The following is a 23,211-nucleotide window of genomic DNA, read 5'->3' as shown; positions in this document are numbered from 1 at the left end:
CAATTATCAGTCCGCGCCGGGCCAGTCGCAGTCGAAATCATCATCTCCGACCGGCCGGCAGTGCGGCGGAAAGCCGTGTGAATACCAGTAATCGACGATGCCGCGCTGGCGGATCATGTTGCGCGCTGCGTCCGAGCCGCTCAGCCCCGGATAACCCGGTAACCAGTACCAGCCAAGGGATCCAATGTTGGAAATCCGGTCATAAGCGCGAAACGCGAGGAAATAGGTTGTAGAGATGTAAGCATCGCTGTCCGGATCGAACCCTGAATCCGCAAGCCGGCGGATAAACTGTTCCAGAGCCTGCTCGCGATCATAAACCTCGTCGCTCAGTGCGCGCTGCAGTTCCGGGACGATCCAGCGGACATCCTGCGGAATCGTATCCGCCGTCTCGCGGATCATGAAGGCAAGCAGCAGGGGGTCGTCGCGGCGGGCCAGCACGCCCAGGAAATCAGGATAGGATTCGACATGGCCGGTCGCCATGGTCGGCACCAGCGCTTCCAGCGCCATGTCGACGTCGCCGACCAGCAAAAGAACGGTCGCGCGATTGTAGAGGCAGACTCCATAAAGGGGTTCCGCCGCTACGCATCGGTCGAGATCTTCCAGCGCGCGGTCGAAAAACCCGAGATCGCGCAATTGCTGTCCGCGCCAGAGCCGGGCTGTTGGGTTGCTCGGGTCCAGTTCGATAGCTCGGTCAAAATAGTCCATCATCACGGGCCAGTTCGGCGGCACTGTCAGCGATTCCGCCTGGGCGAGGGCCACATAGGCTGTGGCATTGGCGGGCTGGATGTCGAGTGCGCGGCGGGCGGCCTGACGCGCGAGGGTCTGGTAGTCTCTGTCCGAGAACGACCATCCCGGTGAGACGCCATAGGCGGCTCCCAGCAGGGCCCAGGCTTGCGCAAATTCCGGATCGAGCTCGACCGCCCGTTCGAACGCCGAAATGGCCAGCGGCAGATTCGTGTAGTTCCGGTTCAGGAAGAGCTCCCTGCCCCGCAAATAGGCATCGTAGGCATTGACGTCAGTCGTGGCGCGATCAGCGGTCGGCGCCGCCAGGTCAATGCCCAGCTGCTCGGCCAGCGCTTCCGTGATCGCGGCCGCAATTTCATCCTGCACCGCGAAGATGTTTTCCGCGTCGAACTGCCGGTCGAACGTCTCCGACCAGAGATGCTGGTCGGTCTCCGCATCGATCAATTGCGCCGTGATCCGCATCGTGCTGCCCGCGGTCCGGATCGAACCCTCGAGTACATGGCGGACATTGAGGGCCGCCGCGATGTCGGGGATCGACAGATTGCTGTCGCTGCGGAACACGAAGGCGGACGTGCGCGAGGTGACATCCAGCGCGTCGATCTGCGCCAGCACGTTCAGGATTTCCTCCGAGATGCCATCGGCAAAATAGGTCTGGTCGCCGTCCGTCGACAGATCGGCGAAGGGCAGCACCGCGATGGTGTTTGAGCCGATTCCGGCCGCGACGATGTCCGGCGGTAACGTCTCGACACCAGCCGGCGGCCGGGTCGATTGCTGCCACAGGATCAGGGCGATCAGCACGGCGATGCCGCCCGCAATGACATAATCGATCCGCCGCCCGGTTTTGCTGGCAATGCTGTCGTCCTCGGCGACGGCCGCGGTCAGTTTCACGCCTTCCGGCGTGACTTCGAATGCCCAGGCGAGGATCAGCGCGATCGGAAATGCCAGACCGAGCAGCACGATGACCAGCGTATCGGTCCAGCCCGGCAGGTTCAGCGGCCCCTCGATCGCCGTGACAATCTGCAGGACCAGCCAGCCGGCCACCAGATAAGCGGCGGCCACGCGAAAAACGTTGCGGCGGCGCAGCTCGGCGAGGAAAGCGTTCATGGCGCGCTCTCCGGCGTGTCGATCCAACCGCATTCGAAATCGTCTGACCCGACCGGGTGGCATTGCGGCGGAAAGCCATGCTGGCGCCAGAATTCGGGCAGGCCCATCTCGATCAGGGCCGCCTTGCGCGCGGCCAGAAAGGCGGCACGGCTGGCCGGGCGAAACCGGTCCGGCTCATAGGGATTCCAGATCAGAACGTGATTGGTAATCGAGCTAATCGGGGCCTCATATTCCAGATCGAGCGGGACAAAACCGTCCGGCGAGCCCGTATTGGCGATGTGGAGCGCACGCGCGAGCTGGTTCAACTCTTCATTCGTCGCCGAATGGTCCGTATAATAGCGATACAATGATTCCGCGAGCCAGGAATTTTCGGCCATCTGCGCAACAAAAACCAGAAGCTGGATCGCCGCCGATTCATTGCCCAACGCGAAATACACCGGCACCATGGCTGTTGGATAGGACCGCTGCCCGGCCAGTCGGGATTCTTCGTAAAGTCTTATCGCGCGGTCGGTATTGCCGCGGAAGAGTTCGGCGAAAGCGAGATGGGATCGACAGATTTCATAGTCCGGGTCGCGTTCCAGACACGCTTCAAGATCGTCCGCAGCCTGATCGAAAAAACCGACACGCATCCATGTGACGCCGCGGAAATACCGGGAATTGGCACTGGCCGGATCGAGCGCGATCGCCTGGTCGCCCTGGTCAATCGCATCAGCCCACCGGCCCTGCCGCTGGGCGATCAGCCCGCGGATCGAGTACGGCAATGCCAGTTGCGGGTTCAGCGCTGTTGCCCGGTTGGCTGCCGCTTCGGCTTCGGCGGTGAAGTCGCGGCCATCAACCGGCCCGAGCCAGCTTTCTGCAACACTGGTAATCGCCGCCAGCATTGCCCACGCGCGGGCAAATTCCGGGTCGGCTGCCACGGCGGTTTCCATCAGGCGAATCCCTTCGGGAATATTGTCGAAGGAACGGGTATGGAAAATGGCCTGTCCGCGCAGGAAAAGCTCATAGGCGTCCAGATTTTCGGTTCCCGCCTCCACCACAATATCTGGCGCATCCATGCCAAGCGCTTCGCTGAGCGCGTGCACGATTTCGGTGGCAATTTCATCCTGGATGGCAAAGATGTTCTCCGCCGTCAGCGGGCGGTCGAACGTGTCTGACCAGAGATGATGATCGCCGTTTGCATCGATCAGCTGGGCCGTAATGCGCAGCGTGTCGCCGGCCTTGCGCACTGAGCCCTCGACTATATGACGGACATTCAGTTCGCGCGCGATGGCCGGAATGCCCAGCGCATCGCCGCGGAACTGGAAGGCCGAGGTTCGCGACGCGACATGCAATCCGTCGACGCGGGTCAACACGTTGAGGATTTCCTCGGCAATGCCGTCTCCGAAATAGGCCTGGTCGCCATCCGGTGACAGATCGGCGAAGGGCAGGACGGCAATCGAGGAATCCAGCACCATGCCGGTCGTATCATCGCCCATTCGAGACTGTAGCGCGGGACCCGCGGGCGATGCGCGGCCTCCGAACGACTGCATTCCGGCCACGCCCAGAACCACGAGCATGGCAGCGATCAGCACATAATCGCTGGGGCCGAGCGGCTTGAACCCGGTCGCCTCGCTCGCCGCCTCCGTTTTCTTCAGGCCGTCAGGCGTCAGCTCGAACGCCCAGGCGATGAACATGACGATCGGGAAGGCGGTGACCAGCAGGATCAGGGCCAGGCTGTCGGCCCAGCCAGGCAGGCCGGCCGCGTCGCCGACGGTCGCGGCAACCTGCATCACCAGCCAGCCCACGACCAGATAGGCGGCCGCGACGCGGAAGACGTTCCGGCGCCGGAGTTCGCTGAGGAAATTGGTCATTCAATTCCCTCCCAGGCATCGCATTCGAAATCATCGCCCTCCAGCGGGCGGCACTGCGCCGGGAAACCGCGTTCGCGCCACAGCGCGAGAGTGCCGGTACGCCGGATCTGGGCTTTCCAGCGCGGATCATTACGCACGCCGGGGAAGGCGGCGTTCAAAAACAGGAAGAACTGCCTTGGCTCGGTCGCATCCAGCATCGCATTCCATTCGGCCAGCATGGGTTCGGTTTCACCGGCAATGCTCAAGGCCCACCGCCCCAGCGACCAGCCGACGAAATCGATCGGTGACGCCTCGGCCACGGCCAGCAGGTCTTCGCGGGTGCGGGCCTCGACAAAGGCGCGATAGGGTTCATCGCGGAGCGCGCTTTCCGGGACCCTTTCGAGCATGCGCGCCATGACGGCTTGTGCCCCCGCCAGATCGCCGGTTTTGATGCGGCGATCTATCAGCGCCATATAGCCGTGCATGAAACCGGGGTTTACCCGCAACGCCTCGGCAAGATGCGGCTCGCCGCGATCGTTATCGCTCAGGCCACCCACGGCGCGCCCAAGCGTGAAGTGATAGATCGCGAATTGCGGATCGAGGGCGACAGCGCGGCGTGCCAGGGGCTCGGCCTCGGCGAAATATCCGGCATAGTTGAGGTTTTGAGCCACGCGGTCGAGCACGCTGGCATCATTCGGCGCCAGCTCAAGTGCACGATCAAACGATTCAAATGCCGCGATCGTGTCCCAGGCTCCTGCTTCGGCCTCGCCGCGATAGGCCCACGCCTCGGCATCGCGCGGATTGAGCGCAATCGCGCGATTGGCTGCCTCTCGGGACGCCTGGCGCCAGAGCGCCTTGAGTTGTTGTGAGGCGTTGGGCTGATAGAACTCGTTGACCTGATAGACGCCGGCAAGGGTTGACCAGGCCGGCGAAAACTCGGGATCGCGCGCAACGACCGCGGTCAGGAGCGCCGCGGCCCGGCTGATGCTGTCTGCCGTGCGGTCAAGGTAGAGTGGCCGCGCGCGCAGATAGAGCTCATAGGCTTCGATGTCATCGGTGCGGGTGGCATCGGCCCGTTCGCTTTCAAGTCCGAGCGAGATCGCCATTTCGCTCGCGACGGCGGCGGCAATCTCGTCCTGAATATCGAAGATGTCGGCAATTTCACGGTCATAGGTTTCTGACCAGAGATGGAAGCCATCCGTAGACCGTATTAACTGGGCGGTGATACGCAGACGCGTGCCGGAGCGGCGGACGCTGCCTTCCAGAACGTGGCTGACATTCAGCGCGCTGCCGATTTCCCGTAAATCCTGATCCTGCCCGCGAAACGCGAAGCTGGAGGTTCTTCCGGCCACCTGCAAATCGGGAATCCGAACCAGAACGTTTAGGATTTCTTCCGATATGCCATCGGCGAAATAGGCCTGGTCGCCGTTTTCGCTCATATCGGCAAAGGGCAGCACCGCCACCGAAGCGCCATCGTCCGTGCCTGATCGCGCAGCCAGTGGGCGCTCCGTCAGTCCGCCCGGGCTGGCAAGCTGCTGCCAGACGATCACGACGATCAGCAGGGCCAGCCCGCCGGCAATCGCATAGTCCAGTTTCCGGCCCGTCTTGGGGGCAATGCTCTGGTCTTCCGGAACCGAGACGGTCAACTTCATGCCTTCGGGCGTCATCTCGAACGCCCAGGCCAGCAGGACTGCGACCGGAAATCCGATCAGCAACAGGAAGAAAACCAGAGTGTCGGTCCAGTCCGGCATGCGCAGCGCCGGGATGGCGACCGAGGTAACCTGGACAAGCAACCAGCCAACCACCAGATAGGCAGCGGCAACGCGGAACACATTGCGCCGCCTGAGTTCGGATAAAATGGACGGTATTCCCTGCATGTTTCCCCCGCCTCGCGCATAGCACGCGCGGCGGGAGAAATCATAGTGAAATCGGCGGATTACGCAGCCGCGAGCGCTGCGAGGCGGGCATACAGACCGTTATCCTGCGCCGCCAGTTCTTCATGCGTGCCCTGTTCGACGATCCGGCCGACCACCAGATAGGCGGCGGCCACGCGGAACACATTCCGCCGCCGCAATTCGGACAGAAAATTCATTCGGCAGCCTCGATTGGCAAAGGCAGTCCCGCAGTCTGTCCGTTGGATCGACGCACGGCAGCCAGCGCCGGCATGCCGGACAATTGCCAGAACTCATGATAGCGGGGATGACGGCGGAGCAATTCCGGAATTTCCGATCTGCCCGGCAGCAAGTATAAGTCGAGATCCAAAAGTTCCTCGCTATCGTAGAGGAGGAATATCAGGCTTGCCGCTGTATCCATGTCACCAAGCATCGCCAATGAAATTACGGTATCAAAACCCACATTGTCGTTGGCCATGGCCGCAGCGAGTTGATCGCGGGTGACGTTTCCAGCGCCTTCTTCGCCCAATAACAGGTTCGCATAATCTTCAGCGACTGCGATCTGCCTTTCCAAAACGACCTCGGGCATATCGCCGTAAAAATGGCGAAGCGCGTCCAGAAATTCCGGGAGCGCCTCGAGGACAGCTTCTTCCGATGATGATTGAAGCAGAGCTCCAAAACGCGCAATTGGAAGCAAGCGTTCGTCGCAGACCGTGCACGCACTCAATACCCGTTCGACTCCCGCAACATCGCCCAACGACGCCAGAGACTCTGAAAAAACGCGGGAAATCGTGGCATTCAACGGATCAAGCGACAGGGCACGTCGAAAATGCCGGCCGGCGGCATCATAGTCGCCGGCCCAGCTGAGCACTGTGGCTCGGGAATAATGCGCAAAAGCAGCGTTGGGTGCGATCTCCAAGGCGTGGGCGCTGTGAGCCAGAGCGCTTTCAATATCCGGTTGGCGATAGGTATGGAACCATCCCAATCCGGCATGCGCCCGGGCATTTCCCGGATCGAGCTCCAACGCTCTTGTCAGCGCGTGGGAAACAGTTTCGCGCACTTCGAAGATATTCAATCCGTGAACAAATTCGCCCGAAATTGAAATCGAAATCCCGTAAGCTGCCCAGCCATCCGCGAACTCCGGATCGTTCTCGGTTGCGAGTTGAAAGGCTTCGATCGCACGTTCGCGATTATTGTCCTGGTCACGGCTGGCCCAGAGATTCAGCCCGCGCAAATATTGCTCGTAGGCTCTCGGGTCGACATTGCCACGCGACGCCCGCCCGGCGCCCGCGCCAACGCCGAGCCGCACCTGTAGAACCCGCGACAATTGGCGGACGATGTCGTCCTGAATTTGAAAGATGTCGGTCAGGGTGCGTTCGTACGTTCCTGACCAGAGATGATAGCCGTCGCTCGCGCGGATCAATTGTGCTGTGATGCGAATCTGATCGCCGGATTGCCGTACCGAGCCTTCCAGAACATGAGCGACGCCCAGAGCATCGCCGACTTCTCGTAAATCGACATTGTCACCGCGGAAGGAGAACGCCGAGGTCCGGGCAGCAACCTGCAAGTCCGGAAATTGCGCCAGCGCATTCAGCAATTCCTCGGCAATCCCATCGGAGAAATACTGTTGATCACCGTCAGGCGAAAAATCGGCAAAAGGCAAAACCGCGATCGAGGCTTCGGCGACCGAGGGGGCTGTATTCTCCGCTTCGATCACCGGCGTTTCCGGGGCATTGGACCCGGACGATGCATCGTCTAGACGTTCGGTGACCGGATTCGCTTCCGCCATGGCCGGTGAATTCTGGCGTGGTCCGATGGCCTGAAATCCTGCGACGCCCAAAACCACCAGAACACCTGCTATCAACAGATAGTCGCTCGGGCCGAGCGGCTTGAAACCGACAGGCGTATCGGCGGCTTCGGTCTTTTTCATGCCCTCCGGCGTCAATTCGAACGCCCAAGCGATGAACAGAACCACCGGAAAACCGGCGACAAGAATGATCAGCGCGAAACTGTCAGCCCAGTCCGGCAATCCGGCTGCCGATCCGATGGTGCTGACCACCTGCATGACGATCCACCCGACCACCAGATAGGCGGCAGCCACGCGGAACACATTCCGCCGCCGCAATTCGGACAGGATTGATTTCATGCGTGTAATGTCTCCCCTGCAGCGCCTTTAGCACACGCGGCAGGGGAAATCATAGTGAAATCGGTGGATTAAGCCGCCGCAAGCGCCGCCAGTCGCGCATACAGACCATCATCCCGCGCCGACAGTTCTTCATGCGTGCCCTGTTCCACAATCCGGCCCTTGTCGAACACCAGAATACGGTCCGCATCGCGTATGGTCGACAGCCGGTGCGCAATGACAATCGTGGTGCGGCCACGCGTGGCACTTTCCAGCGCTGACTGCACATCCCGCTCGGTTTCATTGTCGAGGCTGGACGTGGCTTCATCGAAGATCAGGATCGGTGTGTCGGCCAGGATGGCGCGCGCAATCGCCACGCGCTGGCGCTCACCGCCCGACAGCTTCACCCCGCGCTCGCCGACCAGCGTGTCATAGGCTTGCGGCAGGCGCTCGACGAAGGCGTGCGCATTCGCCCGCTTGGCGGCCGCGATGATGTCGTCGCGCGACGCGCCGGGCTGGGCATAGGCGATGTTCTCGGCAATCGAGCGGTGGAACAGCGCCGGGTCTTGCGGCACCAGGGCAATCGCCTGGCGCAAGCTGTCCTGCGTGACCGCACGCACATCCTGACCGTCGATCCGAACGGCGCCAGCCTGAACGTCATACAGGCGCTGTACCAGCTTGACGAAAGTCGACTTGCCCGAACCTGTCGGCCCGACAAGCGCCACCTGTTCGCCGGGCGCGATGTGCAGCGAGAAATCGTCATACAGCCGTTTCGCCTGGTTCTCGTAGGCAAAGCCGACTTTCTCGAACGCGATCGCCCCGTCTCCCGGAACGAAGTCTGGCGCATCCGGTGCATCTGCAATCTGCGCGTCAAGCGCGTCATAGCCCGCCATGTCCTGGATCTCGTCGAGACCGCGCTGGACATTTTGCACTTCCTCGCCGAACCGGCGCATGTAACCGGCCATCATCAGAAAGGCGGTGATCGCGAACACGACATCGCCCGGCGTGGCCCGGCCGGCGATCCACATCTGCACCAGCAGACCCGTCAGCCCGGCCTGAAGGACGATGATCGCTACCATCTGGATCAGCCACGTATTGACGAAGCGCAGCCATGTTTTCTTGGTCTCCGCGCGCCAGCGCCAGGCAAGACGTGAGAACCGGCTGTCCTCGCGCGTTTCCGCGCCGAAGCTCTTCACCGTGGCGATTCCGCCAATGGCGTCGGCAACCGCGCCGCCGAGCTCGGAATCAATCGCGTTGGAGCGGATGTTCTGCGGCCGGATATAGCTGTTTGCGGCCCAAACCGTGAGGGCGACGAAGATCGTCGTCACGGTAAGCGAGAATGCGCCGACGACGGGCCATTGCGACAGCATGTAGACACCCAGCCCGTACATCACCGTGATCGACGGGATCAGGCCGAACCAGGTCGTCGCGGTGATCGTGTCATACGCCCACATGCCGCGCGTTACCTTGCGCACGACGGAACCTGCGAAGGTATTGGCGTGCCAGTCCAGAGAGAAGCGCTGCACCTTGGCAAAGGCGTCGGACACCATCTCCGCCATGTTGGCGGAAGAAAACCGGATTTCGAAGCGCACCGCGACCTGGCGCAGCGCATTGACGGTAATCGCCAGCCCGATGAACAGGGCATAAGCGGCCCAATGGGCACCGCTTTGCGTGTTCAGCGAGTCGATCAGCGCGCCGGCCGCAATCGGCAGGAAGACGTCGGCAATCGTCGCCAGCAGGGTGAAGCCGACCAGCGCGGCAAAAAACCAGGGTCGCCGGCGCCACTGCTTGAACAGGAAGCGGACGACGGAGGCATTGGACAGCACACGGGGTGCATCGGAGCGTATCTGGGTCATCGGACATGTCGGGCAACAAGTGCCCGCCTCGGACAGGATTCGTTTGTATCAGGAAAGGTCGGGGATCGCGGGGGTCACCGGGGACCGCCTTGCGGGGCAAGGAATGTCAGGCCGGGATAGAGGCGATCGATCAGCCGCCTTCTATGATCGAATCTTGTGCATGGGTCCGAAAAGCGCTCCAATGATTGCGGGATGGGGCTCATACACGCATGACTTGGTGAGAGCCAGTGGAAGTTGGTTGCGCATTCGCCTTTCAGGCGAGAGCGCGGCTTCTAGGTCACACTGCGTGCAAGCATCGGGGGCGAGATGACCGACCCGTCGGGACGAGTGCTGATTATCGCCGGCTCGGATTCGGGCGGCGGAGCCGGCATTCAGGCAGACATCAAGACGGTGACGGCGCTGGGCGGCTACGCCGCGACGGCGGTGACCGCGATTACCATGCAGAACACCCGGGGAGTGACCGGCGTGCATGCTGTTCCTGTCGAAATCGTCCTGGCTCAGGCCCGCGCCGTGCTCGACGATATCGGCGCCGATGCCATCAAGACCGGAATGCTGGGCAGCGCCGAGCTCGTCGAAGCTGTCGCCGGCCTGCTCGCGGATTATCCGGACATTCCCTTGATACTTGATCCCGTCATGGTCGCGACCTCCGGCGATGTGCTGGTGGCTGACAACGCCGTAGAGGCGATCCGCACGAAGCTGTTGCCGCGTGCATCGCTGGTGACGCCCAACGCGCCCGAGGCCGAAAAGCTGACGGGACGGATCGTCTCCACCACCGACGCCCAGGCCGAGGCCGGCCGCGCGCTTGTTGATGCGGGTGCGAAAGCTGCGCTGGTCAAGGGCGGACATCTGGCCGGTCCCGTCATCACGGATGTCCTCGTGACGCCGAAGATGACGACTGTGTTCGAGAGCAGGCGTATCGATACGCGCAACACGCATGGCACCGGCTGTACGCTGGCGTCGGGAATCGCCGCAGGCTTGGCTCAGGGACAGGATATGCCGAGCGCAGTCGAACGGGCCGGCGCCTATCTGGCAGAAGCCATCCGACGGGCCCCGGGTTTCGGTTCGGGGCACGGTCCCGTCGATCACGCCTGGGTGGTCAGGCGGTGAGATAACACTGAGGGACCGGCAGTGAAGCCAAAAATCATCACGACATTGCAGGGTTATACCTTGCCGGACTTGCTGCGGGATTCAGCGGCCGGCGTAACCGTGGCGATGGTCGCCCTGCCGCTCAGCCTGGCTATCGCCATCGCATCCGGAGCGCCACCGGAGACCGGGCTGATCACGGCAGCCGTCGGCGGACTCCTGATTTCACTTTTGGGTGGCAGCCGCGTGCAGATCGGCGGTCCGACCGGCGCTTTCATCGTCGTCGTCTATGCCGTGATCCAGAACCATGGCCTGGACGGCTTGCTGATCGCCACCCTGATGGCCGGCATAATTCTCGTAATCGCCGGATATCTTCGGGTCGGCAAGCTGGTCGCCTATGTGCCCGAGGCGGTCATCAACGGGTTCACGATCGGGATTGCCTTGTTGATCGCGACTAGCCAGCTCAAGGACTTCCTCGGCATCGACCTCGCCGAAGTGCCAGCGGGGTTTTTCGACACCACCGCCGCACTCTGGAATGCGCGCGGGACGGTATCGCCGGTCAGCATCTTGTTGGCGCTTGGCGCAATGGTCTTTATCGTCGTGGCGCGTCGGCTGTCGCCGCGCATTCCGGGGCTGATCGTGGCGATGATCCTTGCCTCGCTGCTGGTCTGGGCGTTGACGCTCGATATTGACACCATTGCCTCGCGGTTCGGCGATATCGAGTCGCGCCTGCCCATGCCGGGATTGCCGGGCATCAGCCTCGGCCGCGTCATCGAACTCATTCCGTCGGCCCTGACCATCGCTTTCCTCGCCGGCGTCGAATCCCTGCTGTCCGCAATTGTCGCCGACCGCATGATCGGCGGCAGTCATCGGTCGGGGGCCGAACTCGCTGCGCAGGGCTTTGCCAATATCGGGTCGGCCCTGTTTGGCGGCTTGCCGGCCACCGGCGCGATTGCGCGGACCGCTACCAATGTCCAGGCCGGCGGCCGCACACCGGTCGCCGGGATCGTGCACGCGCTGACCATTCTGATAGTCATGCTGCTGGCGGCACCGCTGATCGGATACCTCGCCATGCCGGCGCTGGCGGCGCTGTTGATGCTGACTGCCTGGAACATGTCCGAACCGCACAAATGGCGGGGCTATCTCGAGGGCCGGAAATCCGACCTCTTCCTGGTCATCCTCACATTCGCCCTGACGGTGGCGGTCGATCTGACCGTGGCGATTGCGGTGGGGGTCGTGACCGGTCTGGTTCTGCGCTTGCGCCGCCGCGATATCGAACCGGAGGACTGGACCCCGCCGAAACGCTAGCGCGGACCCGCCGGACTTCGCCGCGCCAGCGCGATCCCGCCCAGTATGATCGCCAGGCCGAGATAGGCATTCCAGCTGACGCTCTCGCCGAAGGCGAGCCCGGTCAGTAGCGCGATCACGGGCACGATGTAATTGACCAGCGACAGGAAACCCGCCCCGGCGCGCTCGATAATGCGCATGAAAATGACCGTGGCCACTGCCGTCGGGCCGATACCGAGCCAGACCAGCGAAGACCAGCCCAGCGTGGTGGCTGGCAATTCATTCTGCCACGCCGCCCAGATGCCGAAGGGCAGGCTCATGACAGCGGCACAGCTTAGCGCACCTGCGGCCAATACCGAGGCCGGGGTTTTCGGCGTGCGCCGCGTCAGCACAGCATTCACCGCATAGGACAGACCGGCGGCCAGGACGACGAGCTGGAACAGCGTGTCCGCGCCGCCGAGATTTCCCAGCGCCGTCGGTCCGATCAGCACGACCACGCCGGCAAACCCGGTCAGGAAACCGATCAGCTTCCATTTCGTCATCGATTCGCCGGCGAAGAAATAGGCGAGGACGACGGTTGCCAGCGGCATCACCGCGACAAGGATCCCGGCCAGCGCCGAGCTGATCTCGGTCTGGCCCAGCGGGATCAGGAAGAAGGGCAGGGCATTGCCGAAAAACCCGAGCAGCGCGAAATGCACCCAGCGCACATCATTCAGCGGCGGCATCTGGCGTCCGCGGTAATGCGCGAAGCCGAGCAACACGATGGCGCCGAGGGCAAGACGCACAGTGGACACGGCGACCGGCGGCTGGCTGTCCAGCGAAAACCGGATGAACAGGAAGGCCGTCCCCCACAACAGGGCGAGCGCGGCCAGCAGGAGCCAGTCCTGCAGGGTCGGCTGCTGCGGTTCACTCATCCCAGTTCGGCTTCGACCGCTGTTATGAATCGTTTGAGGTCGGCCTCGTCATTGTAGATGTGCGGAGAGACGCGCAGCCGCGGGCCGCGCTGTGAAACTGCAACGCCGTGATTGGCCATCCGGCCCGCCAGATCGGCAGGCGCGTCATCAGGCAGTGTCAGGCACAGAATGTTGGCCGAGCGGTCCGGCGTGCGGCAGACGGCGCCGAAAGGCGCGACAGCCTCGGCCAGGTGGTCGGTGCGGGCACGCAGCTGGCTCTGCAGCCAGTCCATGTCGAGCGTGTTCAGCCATTCCAGCGACGCCAGCGCGGCCGGCAGCGTCTGCACCGCACCGCGTTCGCCCATGTCGAAGCGCCGTGCGCCGGGCGCGAACCGGTCGGTATAGTTCGACAGTGACGAAAAATCCTCCGCCCCCTCGCGAATGACCCAGCCATCCTCCAGCGGCGTGCCATTCTGGTGCTGCGGCGCGATATAGGTATAGGCGATGGAATAGGGCGCAAGCAGCCATTTGTAGCCGGCCGCGATCGCGAAATCCGGCTGGATACGATCAAGGTCGAACGGACCCGTCGCCAGCGACTGGGTGATATCCAGCACAAGAGCCGCGCCGGCCGCGCGCGCCGCATCGCTGACCGCGGCGAGATCGACGCGGCCGCCATCGGAATAATGCACATTCGGAACGGCAACGATGCCGGTGGACTTGCCGATCGCGGCAAGCAGCGCCTCGGTCCAGCTCTGCCCGTCGTTCCGGGTGACCGTGCGGACCTGCCCGCCGCATTCCTCGGCCTTGCGGCGCCAGACATAGACATTGGACGGGAATTGCTCGCCCAGCACGACGATATCCTGACCCCGCTCGAGCGTCAGATTGGCGGCTGCCGTACACAGCCCGTAGCTCGCCGCGGGCATCAGCGCGACATCGTCGGCTGTCGCTCCGAACAGTTTCGCCGCATGGGCACGCAACGCTTCGGGGCGGTCGAAGAAAACCTCCTGCACATCCAGCGTCCATGGCTGTTGCCGGTGAGTGTAGGCCTCCTGGCCGGCTTGCGCCGACGCCTTCGGGATCGGGCCCATATAAGCGCAATTGAGGTAAGCGAAATCGCGCGGGAAATCGAATAGCGAGCGGAAATCTGTCTGGGTCATGATGCTCATCTGACGCGCCCCTCCGCCCGCGTCAAATCACCCTTGCGTCAATGTTGAAACAGTTTGCGAATTGACCGCGCGCCGGGGGCGGCGCTAGTCCGGGAGAAATCCGCCGGAGACCTCCATGCCCGATCTCGCCAAGCCGCATCTTCGCCCCTTCGATCCGCGTTTTTCCTGTGGTCCGACCAAGAAGCATCCGGGCTGGTCACCGGAGAAGCTGGGAACCGCACTGGTCGGCCGCAGCCATCGCACGCCGGCCGCCAAGCAGCGCATGGTCGAAGCCTACGAGCGTACAGCCGAACTCCTGGAATGCCCGGCGGATTACAGGGTCGCCATGGTGCCGGGGTCCGATACCGGGGCGATGGAAGCGGCGATGTGGTCGCTGCTCGGCCCGCGCGGCGTCGACGTCTTCGCCTGGGATGCGTTCGGCGGTCGCTGGGCCAAGGACGCAGTCGAACAGCTCAAGCTCGATGATCTGCGCACCTTCGTCACCAGCGGCGGTGAGACCCCTGACTTCACCGAGGCGAGACCCGATCGCGATCTCGTCTTCACCTGGAATGCGACAGCCGCCGGGGCCCGCATTCCGGACACGGACTGGATCGCTGATGACCGCGAAGGCCTGACCATCGTTGATGCGACGTCGGCCGCCTTTGCGATGAAGCTCGACTGGAACAAGATCGATGTCCTGACCTATTCCTGGCAGAAATCGCTGGGCGGTGAAGCGCAGCATGGCATGATCGTGCTCGGTCCGCGCGCGCTGGACCGGCTCGCCAGTCACAGGCCGACCTGGCCCGTGCCCCGCATCCTGCAGCTCCACAATGCTGACGGGACCGGCGTGCTCGAGGAGATTTTCGAGGGCAAGACGCTCAACACGCCGTCCATGCTGTGTTTCGAGGATTACCTCCTCGCCCTCAAATGGGCGGCAAAGGAAGGCGGGTTACCGGCGTTGACCGCCCGCGTCGACCGCAATTTCCAGGCCTTGTCGGACTGGGTCGGGAAGACCGCCTGGATTGATTTCCTGTGTGCCGACGAACAACGGCGCTCACCGGTCTCTGTGACGCTCAAATTCGCCGAGCCGGATATCGCGGCGCTTGACCAGGAGGCGCAATGGGCGCTGACCCGCCGCATGTGCGCGCTGCTCGAACGCGAGAATGCGGCTCTGGACGTCAATCCGCACCCGTCGGCCCCCGCCGGATTGCGGATCTGGTGCGGCCCGACCATGGAAGCCGACGATATCGCGGCGCTCGGTCCCTGGCTCGATTGGGCCTATGCGAGCGCGAAAGCGGAACTCTGATACCGAATTCAGGGCTTTGCGCACCGCGCTGCCCGCATTAGGGTGCGTCGGACGCTGCAGCGCAGCGGGGTTGAGGGGGAAAATCATGAAACCGAGTATTCTGGCGATCGCGGCCGCGGCAATGATGGCGGCCCCTGCCGTCGCGGATGACCATGACTGGGAATTCCGTTTGGGCGTCACCGCCCATGACCTGTCCGATCATGTCGAGGACGGCCCCAATCTCACGGTCGGCCTGGTGGGACCGGAGATCGATTCCCTGCAGTTTTTGTGGTCGCCGCGGCCTTACCTCTATGGCTCCTTCAATACCAACGGGCTGACCAATTTCGGCGGTGCCGGCCTCGAATGGGATTTCCCGCTTTCGGATTCGGTCTCGTTCCAGCCGGCCTTCGGCCTGTCATACAATGACGGCGTGACCGACATCGATCGCAGCGCGCCGCCGAACGATCCGAACCGCATCCGTCTGGCCACGACGCGGTCGCTCATGGGTGAGCGCGTGCTGTTCCACACCACGCTGGCGCTCAATGTCGAGCTTTCCCGCAACATCACCATGGCGGCCTATTACGAGCACATCTCGCACGGCCAGATCCTCGGCAGCGGCCGCAACCAGGCGCTCGACAATGCCGGCATCCGGTTCGGCTACCGGTTCGGCGCCCGCTAGCGAGAGGCGCTTTCCAGCTTTGAATGTCACCCGAAAGGGTTGCGCCGCTGATCCGGGGGTGGACCAGCGGCGCTACGCATTCCGGGAGGACAGACAAAGGGACCGGGAGTCCTAATTCCCGGAATGCGCATTCGAATCGGCTTGCCGGCGCACATATGTGCCGGTGAACCAGGGATTCCACGAATCGCTTTCCGAATCGTATTGGGTGAAATGTTGGGTGACGGTGCCGTCAGCATTTGGCGTCCAGACGCCGCGGAAAGGATAACGATTGCCCTGTGAGTGGTAGAAAATCTCTCCCTCAAGCGCCATTTCGCCATCGTTGTTTAAACCACCGCTATAATCAATATAGCCAGACGCACTCATCCACACCTGACGCCACGCCTGCGTCAGCGGATCGTAGTAATTCATCGAAAAGCCGCTCGAGCCCTGGGCCCCACTCCAGTGTTCCTCGATCAGGCAGCCATTCTGGGTTTCGCGGATGGAGTTTGTGCCGGCCAGGCTTCCGTCCGGTGCATACACATCCCATTCGCCGATCCAGAAGTCGAAATCGTCGCGGTGTTCAAGTCCGTCGCAGCCCGGCGGCGCGCCGGTCTGGGCGTCTGCTGTGAAAGTCGTCGCGGCAAGCGCGCACAAGCTGGCAACGCGAATCGGCTTCATGCGTGGTCCCCTCCCGTCATGAATACTTTTCGCTCGAAGATTAGGCTGATAGACCGCGCTTGGCGTCTCACTTTCCTGTGAGACGGATTAATCTTTGTGGAGAATTCAATGGCCAATGTGACCGTGGTCGGCGCGCAATGGGGCGATGAGGGCAAGGGCAAGATTGTCGACTGGCTGTCGCACCGTGCTGACGTGGTTGCGCGCTTCCAGGGCGGGCACAATGCGGGCCACACGCTGGTCGTCGGCGACAAGACCTACAAGCTGTCGCTGTTTCCCTCTGGCGTAGTGCGCGGCAAGCTGTCGGTGATCGGCAATGGCGTTGTTGTAGACCCTTGGGCCTTCCGCGACGAGAAGAAGCGTCTCGAAGATCAGGGCGTCGTCATTACACCGGAACTGGTCAAGGTCTCGGAAACCGCCAGCCTGATCTTGCCAGTCCATCGCGAGCTCGACGCGCTGCGCGAGAACCGCGATGACGGCATGGCCATTGGCACCACCCGCCGCGGTATCGGGCCGGCGTACGAAGACAAGGTCGGCCGTCGCTCGATCCGGGTCTGCGATCTCGCCGACCCCGACGCGCTCGCAGCGAAGGTGAAAGATCTCCTGCACCATCACAATGCCATCCGCCGCGGGCTGAACCAGCCCGAGGCCGAGGCCGATGCGCTGATCACCGAGCTGAAGGCGATTGCGCCGGTCATCCTTCCGCACATGGCGCCGGTCTGGCGGGTCCTCGACGCAGCGATCATCAACGATCAGAAAATCCTGTTCGAGGGCGCACAGGGCACGATGCTCGATGTCGACCACGGCACCTATCCCTACGTCACTTCGTCCAACACGGTCGCCGGTCAGGCCGCGGCCGGGACCGGCGTCGGCCCGAAGGCAGCCGGCTACGGGCTCGGCATCGTCAAGGCCTATACGACGCGGGTCGGCGAGGGGCCGTTCCCGACCGAGTTGCATGACGAGACCGGCCGCCAGCTCGGCGAGAAGGGGCATGAATTCGGCGTCGTCACGGGACGCCAGCGCCGTTGCGGCTGGTTCGATGCGGTGCTCGTGCGACAGGCCGTCATGCTCGGCGGCATCGACGGCGTCGTGCTGACCAAGCTCGACGTGCTCGACGGCTTCGACGAACTGAAAATCTGCACCGCTTATGAAATCGACGGCGAACGCTATGACCGCCTGCCGCCCGAGCGCGGCCAGCAGGCGCGCGCCAGGCCGGTCTACGAGACCATTGAAGGCTGGTCGGATTCCACTTTCGGCGCCCGCGAATGGGGGCAGCTGCCGGCCGCTGCAGTCAAATATGTTCGCCGCGTCGAGGAATTGATCGGCGTGCCGGTCGCCATGCTGTCGACCAGTCCCGAGCGCGAGGATGTCATCCTCGTCACCGACCCGTTCCGCGGCTGACCGGGACCGTCTGAATCGCCAAATTCCCTGTCGCCTGCTAATCTCCGCGCCAACAGGGGAGACAGCATCATGGCAAAACGGGATAAAACCGGCCGTCGGCTTTTCCTGAAGGCGGCGGCGGCGCTGGGCCTGTCCGGGGCCGCATCGGCCGCTGGCGCACAAGAGACACGGCCTATCATCCGCCGGCCCGTCCGGCCCACCACCGTATTGCCAACGGCCCGATCCGGCGCATCGGTGTCGCGGGGCCTGGCCGTCGTCCGGCGCGGTGGCAATGCCGCGATGACCGAGCAGGCGTCAAACCTGTTGCGCCGCGACAGCCTGGTCTCGAACGCCCAGATGGAAGAAACGGTTTCCCTGGTTCGCGAAGTCGTTGGCCAACTCAACGAGGATTTCAGGGGCGTGGTCCGGATGGATATCGCCGTTGGCCCCGACGGCGAACCGAGCCAATTCAGCTGTGGCTCGAACCATTGCGGCTCCAATACATGCGGGGCCAATGAGTGTGCCTCCCAGACCTGCGGCACACAATCCTGTGGTGTGCATTCCTGCACCTCCAATACGGTCGCGAGCGCGACGTCCGGTGCCGACATCCCGGCCCAGGCGCGTCAGCAATGGCAAGTTCTGCAGATGATGCAGCAGAACATGCAGTTCGCCTTCGTTGAGTTGAACATCATCCAGCTTCGATAGGCGGCCGGCATGCCGGACGGCGCGCGCACCGGGACAGAGGCCAGGCAGCTTGCCGCCTCGCAATTCAACGTCTTCGTCCCGTCCGCATTCGACGACATCGTCCTGATGTACAACACAGCGACCGGCGCTTTCGCGGCGGTGGAAGCCGACGAGTTCGAAGACATCGCCGTCCTCCTCGAGCACCCGGATCGCGGCGATCCGGCGGATGTTAACCGTCTGGCCGAAAGCGGATTTCTGGTTCCGGCCGGGCACGATGAAAGAGCGGCAGTCCGCGACGCCTATTTTTCCGGCCGCGATGCGGAGACCGGGCTCAACCTGACGATCGCGCCGACCGTGAGCTGTAATTTCGCCTGCTCATACTGTTTCGAGGAACACCCCAAGCGTCATCTCTCCGACGAGGACAGTGCGGCCCTTCTGGCCTATGTCGCGGACCGCCTCGAACCGGGCGCTGCGTTGAGCGTGACCTGGTTCGGAGGTGAGCCTCTGGCCGCGTTCAAACAATTGCGCGCGCTCGATTCTGAACTGCAGCGCCTGTGCGACAAAAAGGGGTCTGACTTCACGCAGTTCATCATCACCAATGGCTCGCTCCTGAACGAGGAGAAGATCGCCTATTTTGCCACCCGTCCAGGCTTTACCGGAGCCCAGATAACGCTCGACGGTCCGGCCGACATCCATAACGGACGCCGCTTCACCAGCGCCGGCAAGCCGACGTTCGCGAAGATCCTGGAAAACCTGAAGCGTATCGACGGCCGCTTCACGGTCAGCCTTCGGATCAATCTCGACCGCGAGAACGTCAACCGGATTCCCGAGCTGATCGACCTGATCATCCACGAGAATCTCGCCGGTTTCGTTCACCCCTATTTCGGTCATGTTGTCGACTACACCGCCGAATGCGGCGATCTCGAAACCACCATGCTGTCGCGGGAGGAATTCGCCACGGCGGAAGTCAGGCTGCTGACATTGATGATCCGCAAGGGAGTGCGTCCCACGCTGGGATTGCCGCGCCCGCATGCCGGCAGTTTGTGCGTCGCCGATGCGCCGGGCGGCGCGGTGATTTCACCGGGCGGGCTCGTATTCCGATGCTGGAATGAAACAGCGCTGCCCGAGGGCGAAGCCTATGCCCGGCTCAATGCCGATGGCAGTGTCGCCACCAATGCCGTCCGCGAAGACCGCGACCGCTTCTGGAAGTCATACGACCCCTTCACCCATGCGGAATGCCAGACCTGCGAGGTTCAGCCTCTTTGCAAGGGTGGTTGTCCCTGGGAGGCCGACAAGCGGCCGGTCGACGGCCCCGGTCATTGCACCCCGCTGCGCTACAATCTTCCGGACATTCTGCGCCTCGCGCATCTGCGCGACAGCATTGATGCCATCGAGCCCGGCACCGGGTCCGCGACGCCGCGTCAGGTGGTCTGACGACGCGCCGATGTGCGGACATGGTTACGAGGCACGTTGGAGGCGCACCGCATTGCAGGTGGCGCGCGCAACCGCACAAAAATGACGCGCAATCTCTTCTGCGCGGCCGGTGACCTCGCCGGACACCCAGGCCCGGATCAGCCCGGCCTGGCCTTCTGCAAGCTGCCGCGCGACCAGATCGCGGGTCCCGGTGTCGGCGGGCAGACGGGCATCGATCCGCTCGGCGAGCAGGGCGACGACTTGCGTCCGCTGCGGTCCGGAGAACGTGTTGCGCGCCAGCGCCCGGTACTCCCAGTAATGGCCGATCATGTGGGTCAGTGTTTCGACATCCGGTTCGGCATCCACGGTCATGGCGAGAATGCCGATATGGCGTTTCAGTGCCGCGAGATGCACAGCGTCGCGGCCCGAGAAATGCTCGTAGAATGTCGATCGTCCGACATCCGCGGCCTCCACGATATCGGCCACCTTGATGCTCTTGTAGGGCCGCGACAGGGCCAGCTTGGAAAACGCCCGCACGATGGCGGTGCGCGTTTTTCGCACCCGCCGGTCGCCGGTCCCGGTCATTTTTTCGGACAATTACACCTCCGTGTCCGGTATCGGACTTATCCTACCGGGTTTCTGTTCAATCGGTAAGACGGATCGCGTCTCCTGAAGATCGTCTCGCCGCAACAGGATGACCCATGACCACGACCCACTCTTCAAACGCACCCGGTATTGCTGCGCCCGGGCGCACGGCCGGCATCGTCATGATCGCCGCCTCGGCGCTCAGCGTGCTCTTCATGTTTCACCACCCGACGGGGCATGGCGGAGGCGGGCTCAACATGACCAGCGGCGTCCACGCCGGCATGATGTTGTGGCTCACCGCCATATTTCTTGGCCTGGTCACTCACACCGCACGTCGCGGCTTCAGCTATCTCGGCACAGCTGCAATGGTGTCATACGCGCTCGGCCTGATCGGCCATATCGGCGCCGCCACAATCAGCGGATTCCTGATGGCCCGGCTGGCGGCCAATGTCGAACCGGAAGCGTCACGCGACCTGTTTGTGCTGGTCATGGTGACCAATCGCGTGCTTGCCGAACTCGCCGTGGCAGCAACTTCCATCGCATTCATCCTGTGGGCCGCCGACATGATTAAGTCGGCGCCGCGCCTGCCGGTACTCGCCGCAATCGGGCTGCTCGCCGGAGTGCTGCCCTGGCTGGCCCTGATGACCGGCCTGCTGTCCATGGACGTTCACGGCGCGCCGCTGGTCTATACCGCGCACGCCGTGTTCACGGCCGCCATCGGTGCCCGCCTCCTGCAGGCCTAGCCGGGCTCGGCGTCGGCATCCGGCGGCAGCATGTCGACGCCCAGTCGCCGCATCCGGTGCAGATTGTACGTCGCCTCGACGGCGATCGGCACCGACAGCGCATAGGCCATCGTGAACAGCACCGAGAACAGGCCGACACCGCCATAAATGCCCATGATCCCGGTAATCTGGGTCATGATCAGCAGGGCGACAGCGAGAAAGCCGTACATGGCGGCAATCCGCGATTTCATCAGGCAGCCAACGGCGATGTAGACGAACAGGGCGGTCTGCAGAAGACTCAGCACGGCCCCGGTAATCAACCGTTCGCCGGAGGACATGCCCGCCGCCTCGATTGCTTCCGGCGGCATGGCGCCCATCGTGATCATGATCCCGCTGGCCAGCGTCTGGACGCCGGTTACGCCGACCACGACGGCGCCGACGATGGACAGGATGGCGATCGGCCGCACGCCGAAGCGCGCGCTCTCGGCCCGCTTCAGGTCGAAATCCCAGGCGTCGATCTTCTGCGCCGGATCGTTCGGATCGTGCAACTCCGGCGGCGGCGTCTTCACCCGCCGCAGATTGGTGTCGTGATAGTCGAGTGGCTGATAATTGCTGCCCGCCATTCCGGTCCCCCTTGTCCCGGCGCCAACATCGCGATCCGGCGTGCCGAGGCAAGCGGGAATGGCTTGCATCGCATCCCGTCAGCTGCGATGCTTCGCGCCATCCAGGGGGTGTCCTGCAGCAGATCGCGGGGCTGAGATTTTACCCCGATCACCGGATCCGGATCATGCCGGCGGCGGGATGGAGCCATGACGCGATGACGCGCGACGAATTCGACGAATTTTGCGGATCGCTGCCGCACACCACGCATGTCGTCCAGTGGGGCAATGCCAGCGTCTGGAAGATCGGCGGCAAGATTTTCACCGTCGGCGGCTGGAACGAGAAGGAGGAAGCTTTCTGCGTCTCCTTCCGCACTTCCGACATCTCTTTCGAGATCCTGTGCGAACAGCCCGGCTGCCGTCCGGCGCCCTATCTCGCCTCGCGCGGCATGAAATGGGTTCAGCGCACAGGCACCGACACGCTGTCGGATGACGACCTCAAGGATTACCTGCGCGAGAGCTACCGCATCATCGCCTCGGGATTGACCAAAAAGCTGCAGCGCGAACTCGGGCTGCTGGCATGAAGATCGGCTTTTTCGTCTTCGCCAACATGACCCAGCTGGACTTTACCGGCCCCCTGCAGGTGCTGGGCCGCGCGCCCGACGCCGACGTGTCGGTCATCGCGCGCAGCCTCGCCCCGGTGAAAACCGATGGTGCGCTCACCCTTCTGCCCACCCATGATGTCACCACCGCACCCGATCTCGACCTGGTCTGCGTGCCCGGCGGTTTCGGCATTGACGCCGTGGCAAGGGATGACGTTTCGATCGAATTCCTTCGCCGCCAGGGCGCCCAGGCGCAATACGTCACCTCGGTCTGCACGGGCGCACTGATCCTCGGCGCGGCGGGCCTGCTCACGGGCAGGAGAGCGACGACGCACTGGGCCTATCACGACCTGCTGACGCTGTTCGGCGCAGAACCGGTCAAACAGCGCGTCGTGCGCGACGCAAATCTCTTCACCGGTGGCGGCGTGACCGCCGGCATTGATTTCGCGCTCACCATTCTCGGCGAGATCGCCGGCGCGGACTATGCCCGCACCGTCCAGCTCGGCCTCGAATACGATCCGCACCCGCCCTGGAATTCGGGCCATCCCGACACCGCCGATCCCGCGGCGCTCGCCGCGGCCCGGAAACGCTACGCCACCGCCGTCGCGAAAACCCGCGCCGCTTTTTCCCAAGCTCCTGACAAACGGTAACCC

The 23,211-nt window shown here is 63.2% G+C and carries 21 protein-coding genes and 1 riboswitch; of the genes, 10 read left to right on the top strand and 11 right to left on the bottom strand.

Features of this window, described 5'->3' with window-relative positions; translation table 11 throughout:
- Positions 1-6: 6 nt before the first annotated feature.
- From ACOOFN_RS04755 to ACOOFN_RS04730, 6 genes are all read right to left on the bottom strand, one after another.
- On the bottom strand, positions 7-1,848 hold the full coding sequence (locus tag ACOOFN_RS04755; RefSeq protein WP_420434198.1) for a tetratricopeptide repeat protein: 1,842 nt from the start codon (positions 1,846-1,848) through the stop codon (positions 7-9).
- Entirely contained in the window at positions 1,845-3,698 is a 1,854-nt protein-coding gene (locus tag ACOOFN_RS04750) for a hypothetical protein (RefSeq protein ID WP_420434196.1), read from the bottom strand. Before ACOOFN_RS04750 ends, ACOOFN_RS04755 begins: the two co-directional genes overlap by 4 nt.
- Positions 3,695-5,554 (bottom strand): tetratricopeptide repeat protein, encoded by a 1,860-nt coding sequence (locus ACOOFN_RS04745; RefSeq protein WP_420434194.1) that lies wholly within the window; start codon positions 5,552-5,554, stop codon positions 3,695-3,697. The genes ACOOFN_RS04750 and ACOOFN_RS04745 overlap by 4 nt, the downstream gene beginning before the upstream one ends.
- A 59-nt stretch (positions 5,555-5,613) precedes the next feature.
- A complete protein-coding gene (locus tag ACOOFN_RS04740) occupies positions 5,614-5,769 on the bottom strand; it encodes a hypothetical protein (RefSeq protein WP_420434192.1) in 156 nt (51 codons plus the stop codon).
- The gene (locus ACOOFN_RS04735) at positions 5,766-7,715 is read right to left on the bottom strand and encodes a tetratricopeptide repeat protein (RefSeq protein WP_420434190.1); all 1,950 of its coding nucleotides are present in this window, start codon (positions 7,713-7,715) and stop codon (positions 5,766-5,768) included. Before ACOOFN_RS04735 ends, ACOOFN_RS04740 begins: the two co-directional genes overlap by 4 nt.
- Before the next feature lie 68 nt (positions 7,716-7,783).
- Entirely contained in the window at positions 7,784-9,547 is a 1,764-nt protein-coding gene (locus ACOOFN_RS04730) for an ABC transporter ATP-binding protein (RefSeq protein WP_420434188.1), read from the bottom strand.
- 306 nt (positions 9,548-9,853) lie between these two features.
- On the opposite strand from ACOOFN_RS04730, the gene thiD reads away from it, so the two are divergent.
- Positions 9,854-10,654 carry a bifunctional hydroxymethylpyrimidine kinase/phosphomethylpyrimidine kinase gene (gene thiD, locus ACOOFN_RS04725; protein ID WP_420434186.1) on the top strand — a complete coding sequence of 267 codons (801 nt, stop codon included), beginning with the start codon at positions 9,854-9,856 and terminating at the stop codon, positions 10,652-10,654.
- A gap of 21 nt (positions 10,655-10,675) precedes the next feature.
- Positions 10,676-11,938 (top strand): SulP family inorganic anion transporter, encoded by a 1,263-nt coding sequence (locus ACOOFN_RS04720; RefSeq protein ID WP_420434184.1) that lies wholly within the window; start codon positions 10,676-10,678, stop codon positions 11,936-11,938.
- On the opposite strand, the gene ACOOFN_RS04715 is transcribed toward ACOOFN_RS04720, so the two are convergent.
- Together ACOOFN_RS04715 and ACOOFN_RS04710 are read right to left on the bottom strand one after the other, a co-directional pair.
- A complete protein-coding gene (locus tag ACOOFN_RS04715; RefSeq protein ID WP_420434182.1) occupies positions 11,935-12,831 on the bottom strand; it encodes a DMT family transporter in 897 nt (298 codons plus the stop codon). The genes ACOOFN_RS04720 and ACOOFN_RS04715 overlap by 4 nt on opposite strands.
- Positions 12,828-13,967: an aminotransferase class V-fold PLP-dependent enzyme gene (locus tag ACOOFN_RS04710; protein WP_420434180.1), complete on the bottom strand. Its 1,140-nt coding sequence runs from the start codon at positions 13,965-13,967 to the stop codon at positions 12,828-12,830. The genes ACOOFN_RS04715 and ACOOFN_RS04710 overlap by 4 nt, the downstream gene beginning before the upstream one ends.
- A 124-nt stretch (positions 13,968-14,091) precedes the next feature.
- Between ACOOFN_RS04710 and ACOOFN_RS04705 the strand changes: the two genes are divergently transcribed.
- Together ACOOFN_RS04705 and ACOOFN_RS04700 are read left to right on the top strand one after the other, a co-directional pair.
- A complete protein-coding gene (locus tag ACOOFN_RS04705) occupies positions 14,092-15,261 on the top strand; it encodes a phosphoserine transaminase (protein WP_420434178.1) in 1,170 nt (389 codons plus the stop codon).
- 85 nt (positions 15,262-15,346) lie between these two features.
- Positions 15,347-15,919: a hypothetical protein gene (locus ACOOFN_RS04700; RefSeq protein WP_420434176.1), complete on the top strand. Its 573-nt coding sequence runs from the start codon at positions 15,347-15,349 to the stop codon at positions 15,917-15,919.
- A gap of 111 nt (positions 15,920-16,030) precedes the next feature.
- Here the strand turns inward: ACOOFN_RS04700 and ACOOFN_RS04695 are convergent, their stop codons facing one another.
- Positions 16,031-16,576: a hypothetical protein gene (locus ACOOFN_RS04695; protein ID WP_420434174.1), complete on the bottom strand. Its 546-nt coding sequence runs from the start codon at positions 16,574-16,576 to the stop codon at positions 16,031-16,033.
- Positions 16,577-16,684: 108 nt separating this feature from the next.
- Between ACOOFN_RS04695 and ACOOFN_RS04690 the strand changes: the two genes are divergently transcribed.
- From ACOOFN_RS04690 to ACOOFN_RS04680, 3 genes are all read left to right on the top strand, one after another.
- Positions 16,685-17,974 carry an adenylosuccinate synthase gene (locus ACOOFN_RS04690; RefSeq protein WP_420434172.1) on the top strand — a complete coding sequence of 430 codons (1,290 nt, stop codon included), beginning with the start codon at positions 16,685-16,687 and terminating at the stop codon, positions 17,972-17,974.
- A gap of 69 nt (positions 17,975-18,043) precedes the next feature.
- Positions 18,044-18,658, top strand: coding sequence for a hypothetical protein (locus tag ACOOFN_RS04685; RefSeq protein WP_420434170.1), 615 nt, complete (start codon positions 18,044-18,046; stop codon positions 18,656-18,658).
- Positions 18,659-18,667: 9 nt separating this feature from the next.
- On the top strand, positions 18,668-20,071 hold the full coding sequence (locus tag ACOOFN_RS04680; RefSeq protein ID WP_420434168.1) for a radical SAM protein: 1,404 nt from the start codon (positions 18,668-18,670) through the stop codon (positions 20,069-20,071).
- Positions 20,072-20,095: 24 nt separating this feature from the next.
- Here the strand turns inward: ACOOFN_RS04680 and ACOOFN_RS04675 are convergent, their stop codons facing one another.
- On the bottom strand, positions 20,096-20,647 hold the full coding sequence (locus tag ACOOFN_RS04675; protein ID WP_420434166.1) for a TetR/AcrR family transcriptional regulator: 552 nt from the start codon (positions 20,645-20,647) through the stop codon (positions 20,096-20,098).
- Between the two features lie 104 nt (positions 20,648-20,751).
- Here ACOOFN_RS04675 and ACOOFN_RS04670 point away from each other — a divergent pair, with 104 nt between their 5' ends.
- On the top strand, positions 20,752-21,378 hold the full coding sequence (locus tag ACOOFN_RS04670) for a hypothetical protein (protein ID WP_420434164.1): 627 nt from the start codon (positions 20,752-20,754) through the stop codon (positions 21,376-21,378).
- On the opposite strand, the gene ACOOFN_RS04665 is transcribed toward ACOOFN_RS04670, so the two are convergent.
- Complete coding sequence (locus ACOOFN_RS04665) at positions 21,375-21,980, bottom strand: hypothetical protein (protein ID WP_420434162.1); 606 nt, start codon at positions 21,978-21,980, stop codon at positions 21,375-21,377. The genes ACOOFN_RS04670 and ACOOFN_RS04665 overlap by 4 nt on opposite strands.
- A 94-nt stretch (positions 21,981-22,074) precedes the next feature.
- Positions 22,075-22,176: riboswitch (TPP riboswitch) on the top strand.
- Here ACOOFN_RS04665 and ACOOFN_RS04660 point away from each other — a divergent pair.
- Entirely contained in the window at positions 22,175-22,540 is a 366-nt protein-coding gene (locus ACOOFN_RS04660; RefSeq protein WP_420435013.1) for an MmcQ/YjbR family DNA-binding protein, read from the top strand. It overlaps the preceding riboswitch by 2 nt.
- Positions 22,537-23,208, top strand: coding sequence for a DJ-1/PfpI family protein (locus ACOOFN_RS04655; protein WP_420434160.1), 672 nt, complete (start codon positions 22,537-22,539; stop codon positions 23,206-23,208). The genes ACOOFN_RS04660 and ACOOFN_RS04655 overlap by 4 nt, the downstream gene beginning before the upstream one ends.
- Positions 23,209-23,211 lie beyond the last annotated feature (3 nt).

This window comes from Hyphobacterium sp. (assembly GCF_965217055.1).
Classification (GTDB): domain Bacteria; phylum Pseudomonadota; class Alphaproteobacteria; order Caulobacterales; family Maricaulaceae; genus Hyphobacterium.
The sequence above is the reverse complement of the archived record's forward strand: the minus strand, read 5'-3'. Positions and strand labels throughout refer to the sequence as shown.

Bases quoted from the DNA above. Each gene is read 5' to 3' on its own strand.
- ACOOFN_RS04755 (WP_420434198.1), bottom strand. From the start codon at position 1,848: ATGAACGCTTTCCTCGCCGAGCTGCGCCGCCGCAACGTTTTTCGCGTG.
- ACOOFN_RS04750 (WP_420434196.1), bottom strand. From the start codon at position 3,698: ATGACCAATTTCCTCAGCGAACTCCGGCGCCGGAACGTCTTCCGCGTC.
- ACOOFN_RS04745 (WP_420434194.1), bottom strand. From the start codon at position 5,554: ATGCAGGGAATACCGTCCATTTTATCCGAACTCAGGCGGCGCAATGTG.
- ACOOFN_RS04740 (WP_420434192.1), bottom strand. From the start codon at position 5,769: ATGAATTTTCTGTCCGAATTGCGGCGGCGGAATGTGTTCCGCGTGGCC.
- ACOOFN_RS04735 (WP_420434190.1), bottom strand. From the start codon at position 7,715: ATGAAATCAATCCTGTCCGAATTGCGGCGGCGGAATGTGTTCCGCGTG.
- ACOOFN_RS04730 (WP_420434188.1), bottom strand. From the start codon at position 9,547: ATGACCCAGATACGCTCCGATGCACCCCGTGTGCTGTCCAATGCCTCC.
- thiD (WP_420434186.1), top strand. From the start codon at position 9,854: ATGACCGACCCGTCGGGACGAGTGCTGATTATCGCCGGCTCGGATTCG.
- ACOOFN_RS04715 (WP_420434182.1), bottom strand. From the start codon at position 12,831: ATGAGTGAACCGCAGCAGCCGACCCTGCAGGACTGGCTCCTGCTGGCC.
- ACOOFN_RS04710 (WP_420434180.1), bottom strand. From the start codon at position 13,967: ATGACCCAGACAGATTTCCGCTCGCTATTCGATTTCCCGCGCGATTTC.
- ACOOFN_RS04705 (WP_420434178.1), top strand. From the start codon at position 14,092: ATGCCCGATCTCGCCAAGCCGCATCTTCGCCCCTTCGATCCGCGTTTT.
- ACOOFN_RS04700 (WP_420434176.1), top strand. From the start codon at position 15,347: ATGAAACCGAGTATTCTGGCGATCGCGGCCGCGGCAATGATGGCGGCC.
- ACOOFN_RS04695 (WP_420434174.1), bottom strand. From the start codon at position 16,576: ATGAAGCCGATTCGCGTTGCCAGCTTGTGCGCGCTTGCCGCGACGACT.
- ACOOFN_RS04690 (WP_420434172.1), top strand. From the start codon at position 16,685: ATGGCCAATGTGACCGTGGTCGGCGCGCAATGGGGCGATGAGGGCAAG.
- ACOOFN_RS04685 (WP_420434170.1), top strand. From the start codon at position 18,044: ATGGCAAAACGGGATAAAACCGGCCGTCGGCTTTTCCTGAAGGCGGCG.
- ACOOFN_RS04680 (WP_420434168.1), top strand. From the start codon at position 18,668: ATGCCGGACGGCGCGCGCACCGGGACAGAGGCCAGGCAGCTTGCCGCC.
- ACOOFN_RS04670 (WP_420434164.1), top strand. From the start codon at position 20,752: ATGACCACGACCCACTCTTCAAACGCACCCGGTATTGCTGCGCCCGGG.
- ACOOFN_RS04665 (WP_420434162.1), bottom strand. From the start codon at position 21,980: ATGGCGGGCAGCAATTATCAGCCACTCGACTATCACGACACCAATCTG.
- ACOOFN_RS04660 (WP_420435013.1), top strand. From the start codon at position 22,175: ATGACGCGCGACGAATTCGACGAATTTTGCGGATCGCTGCCGCACACC.
- ACOOFN_RS04655 (WP_420434160.1), top strand. From the start codon at position 22,537: ATGAAGATCGGCTTTTTCGTCTTCGCCAACATGACCCAGCTGGACTTT.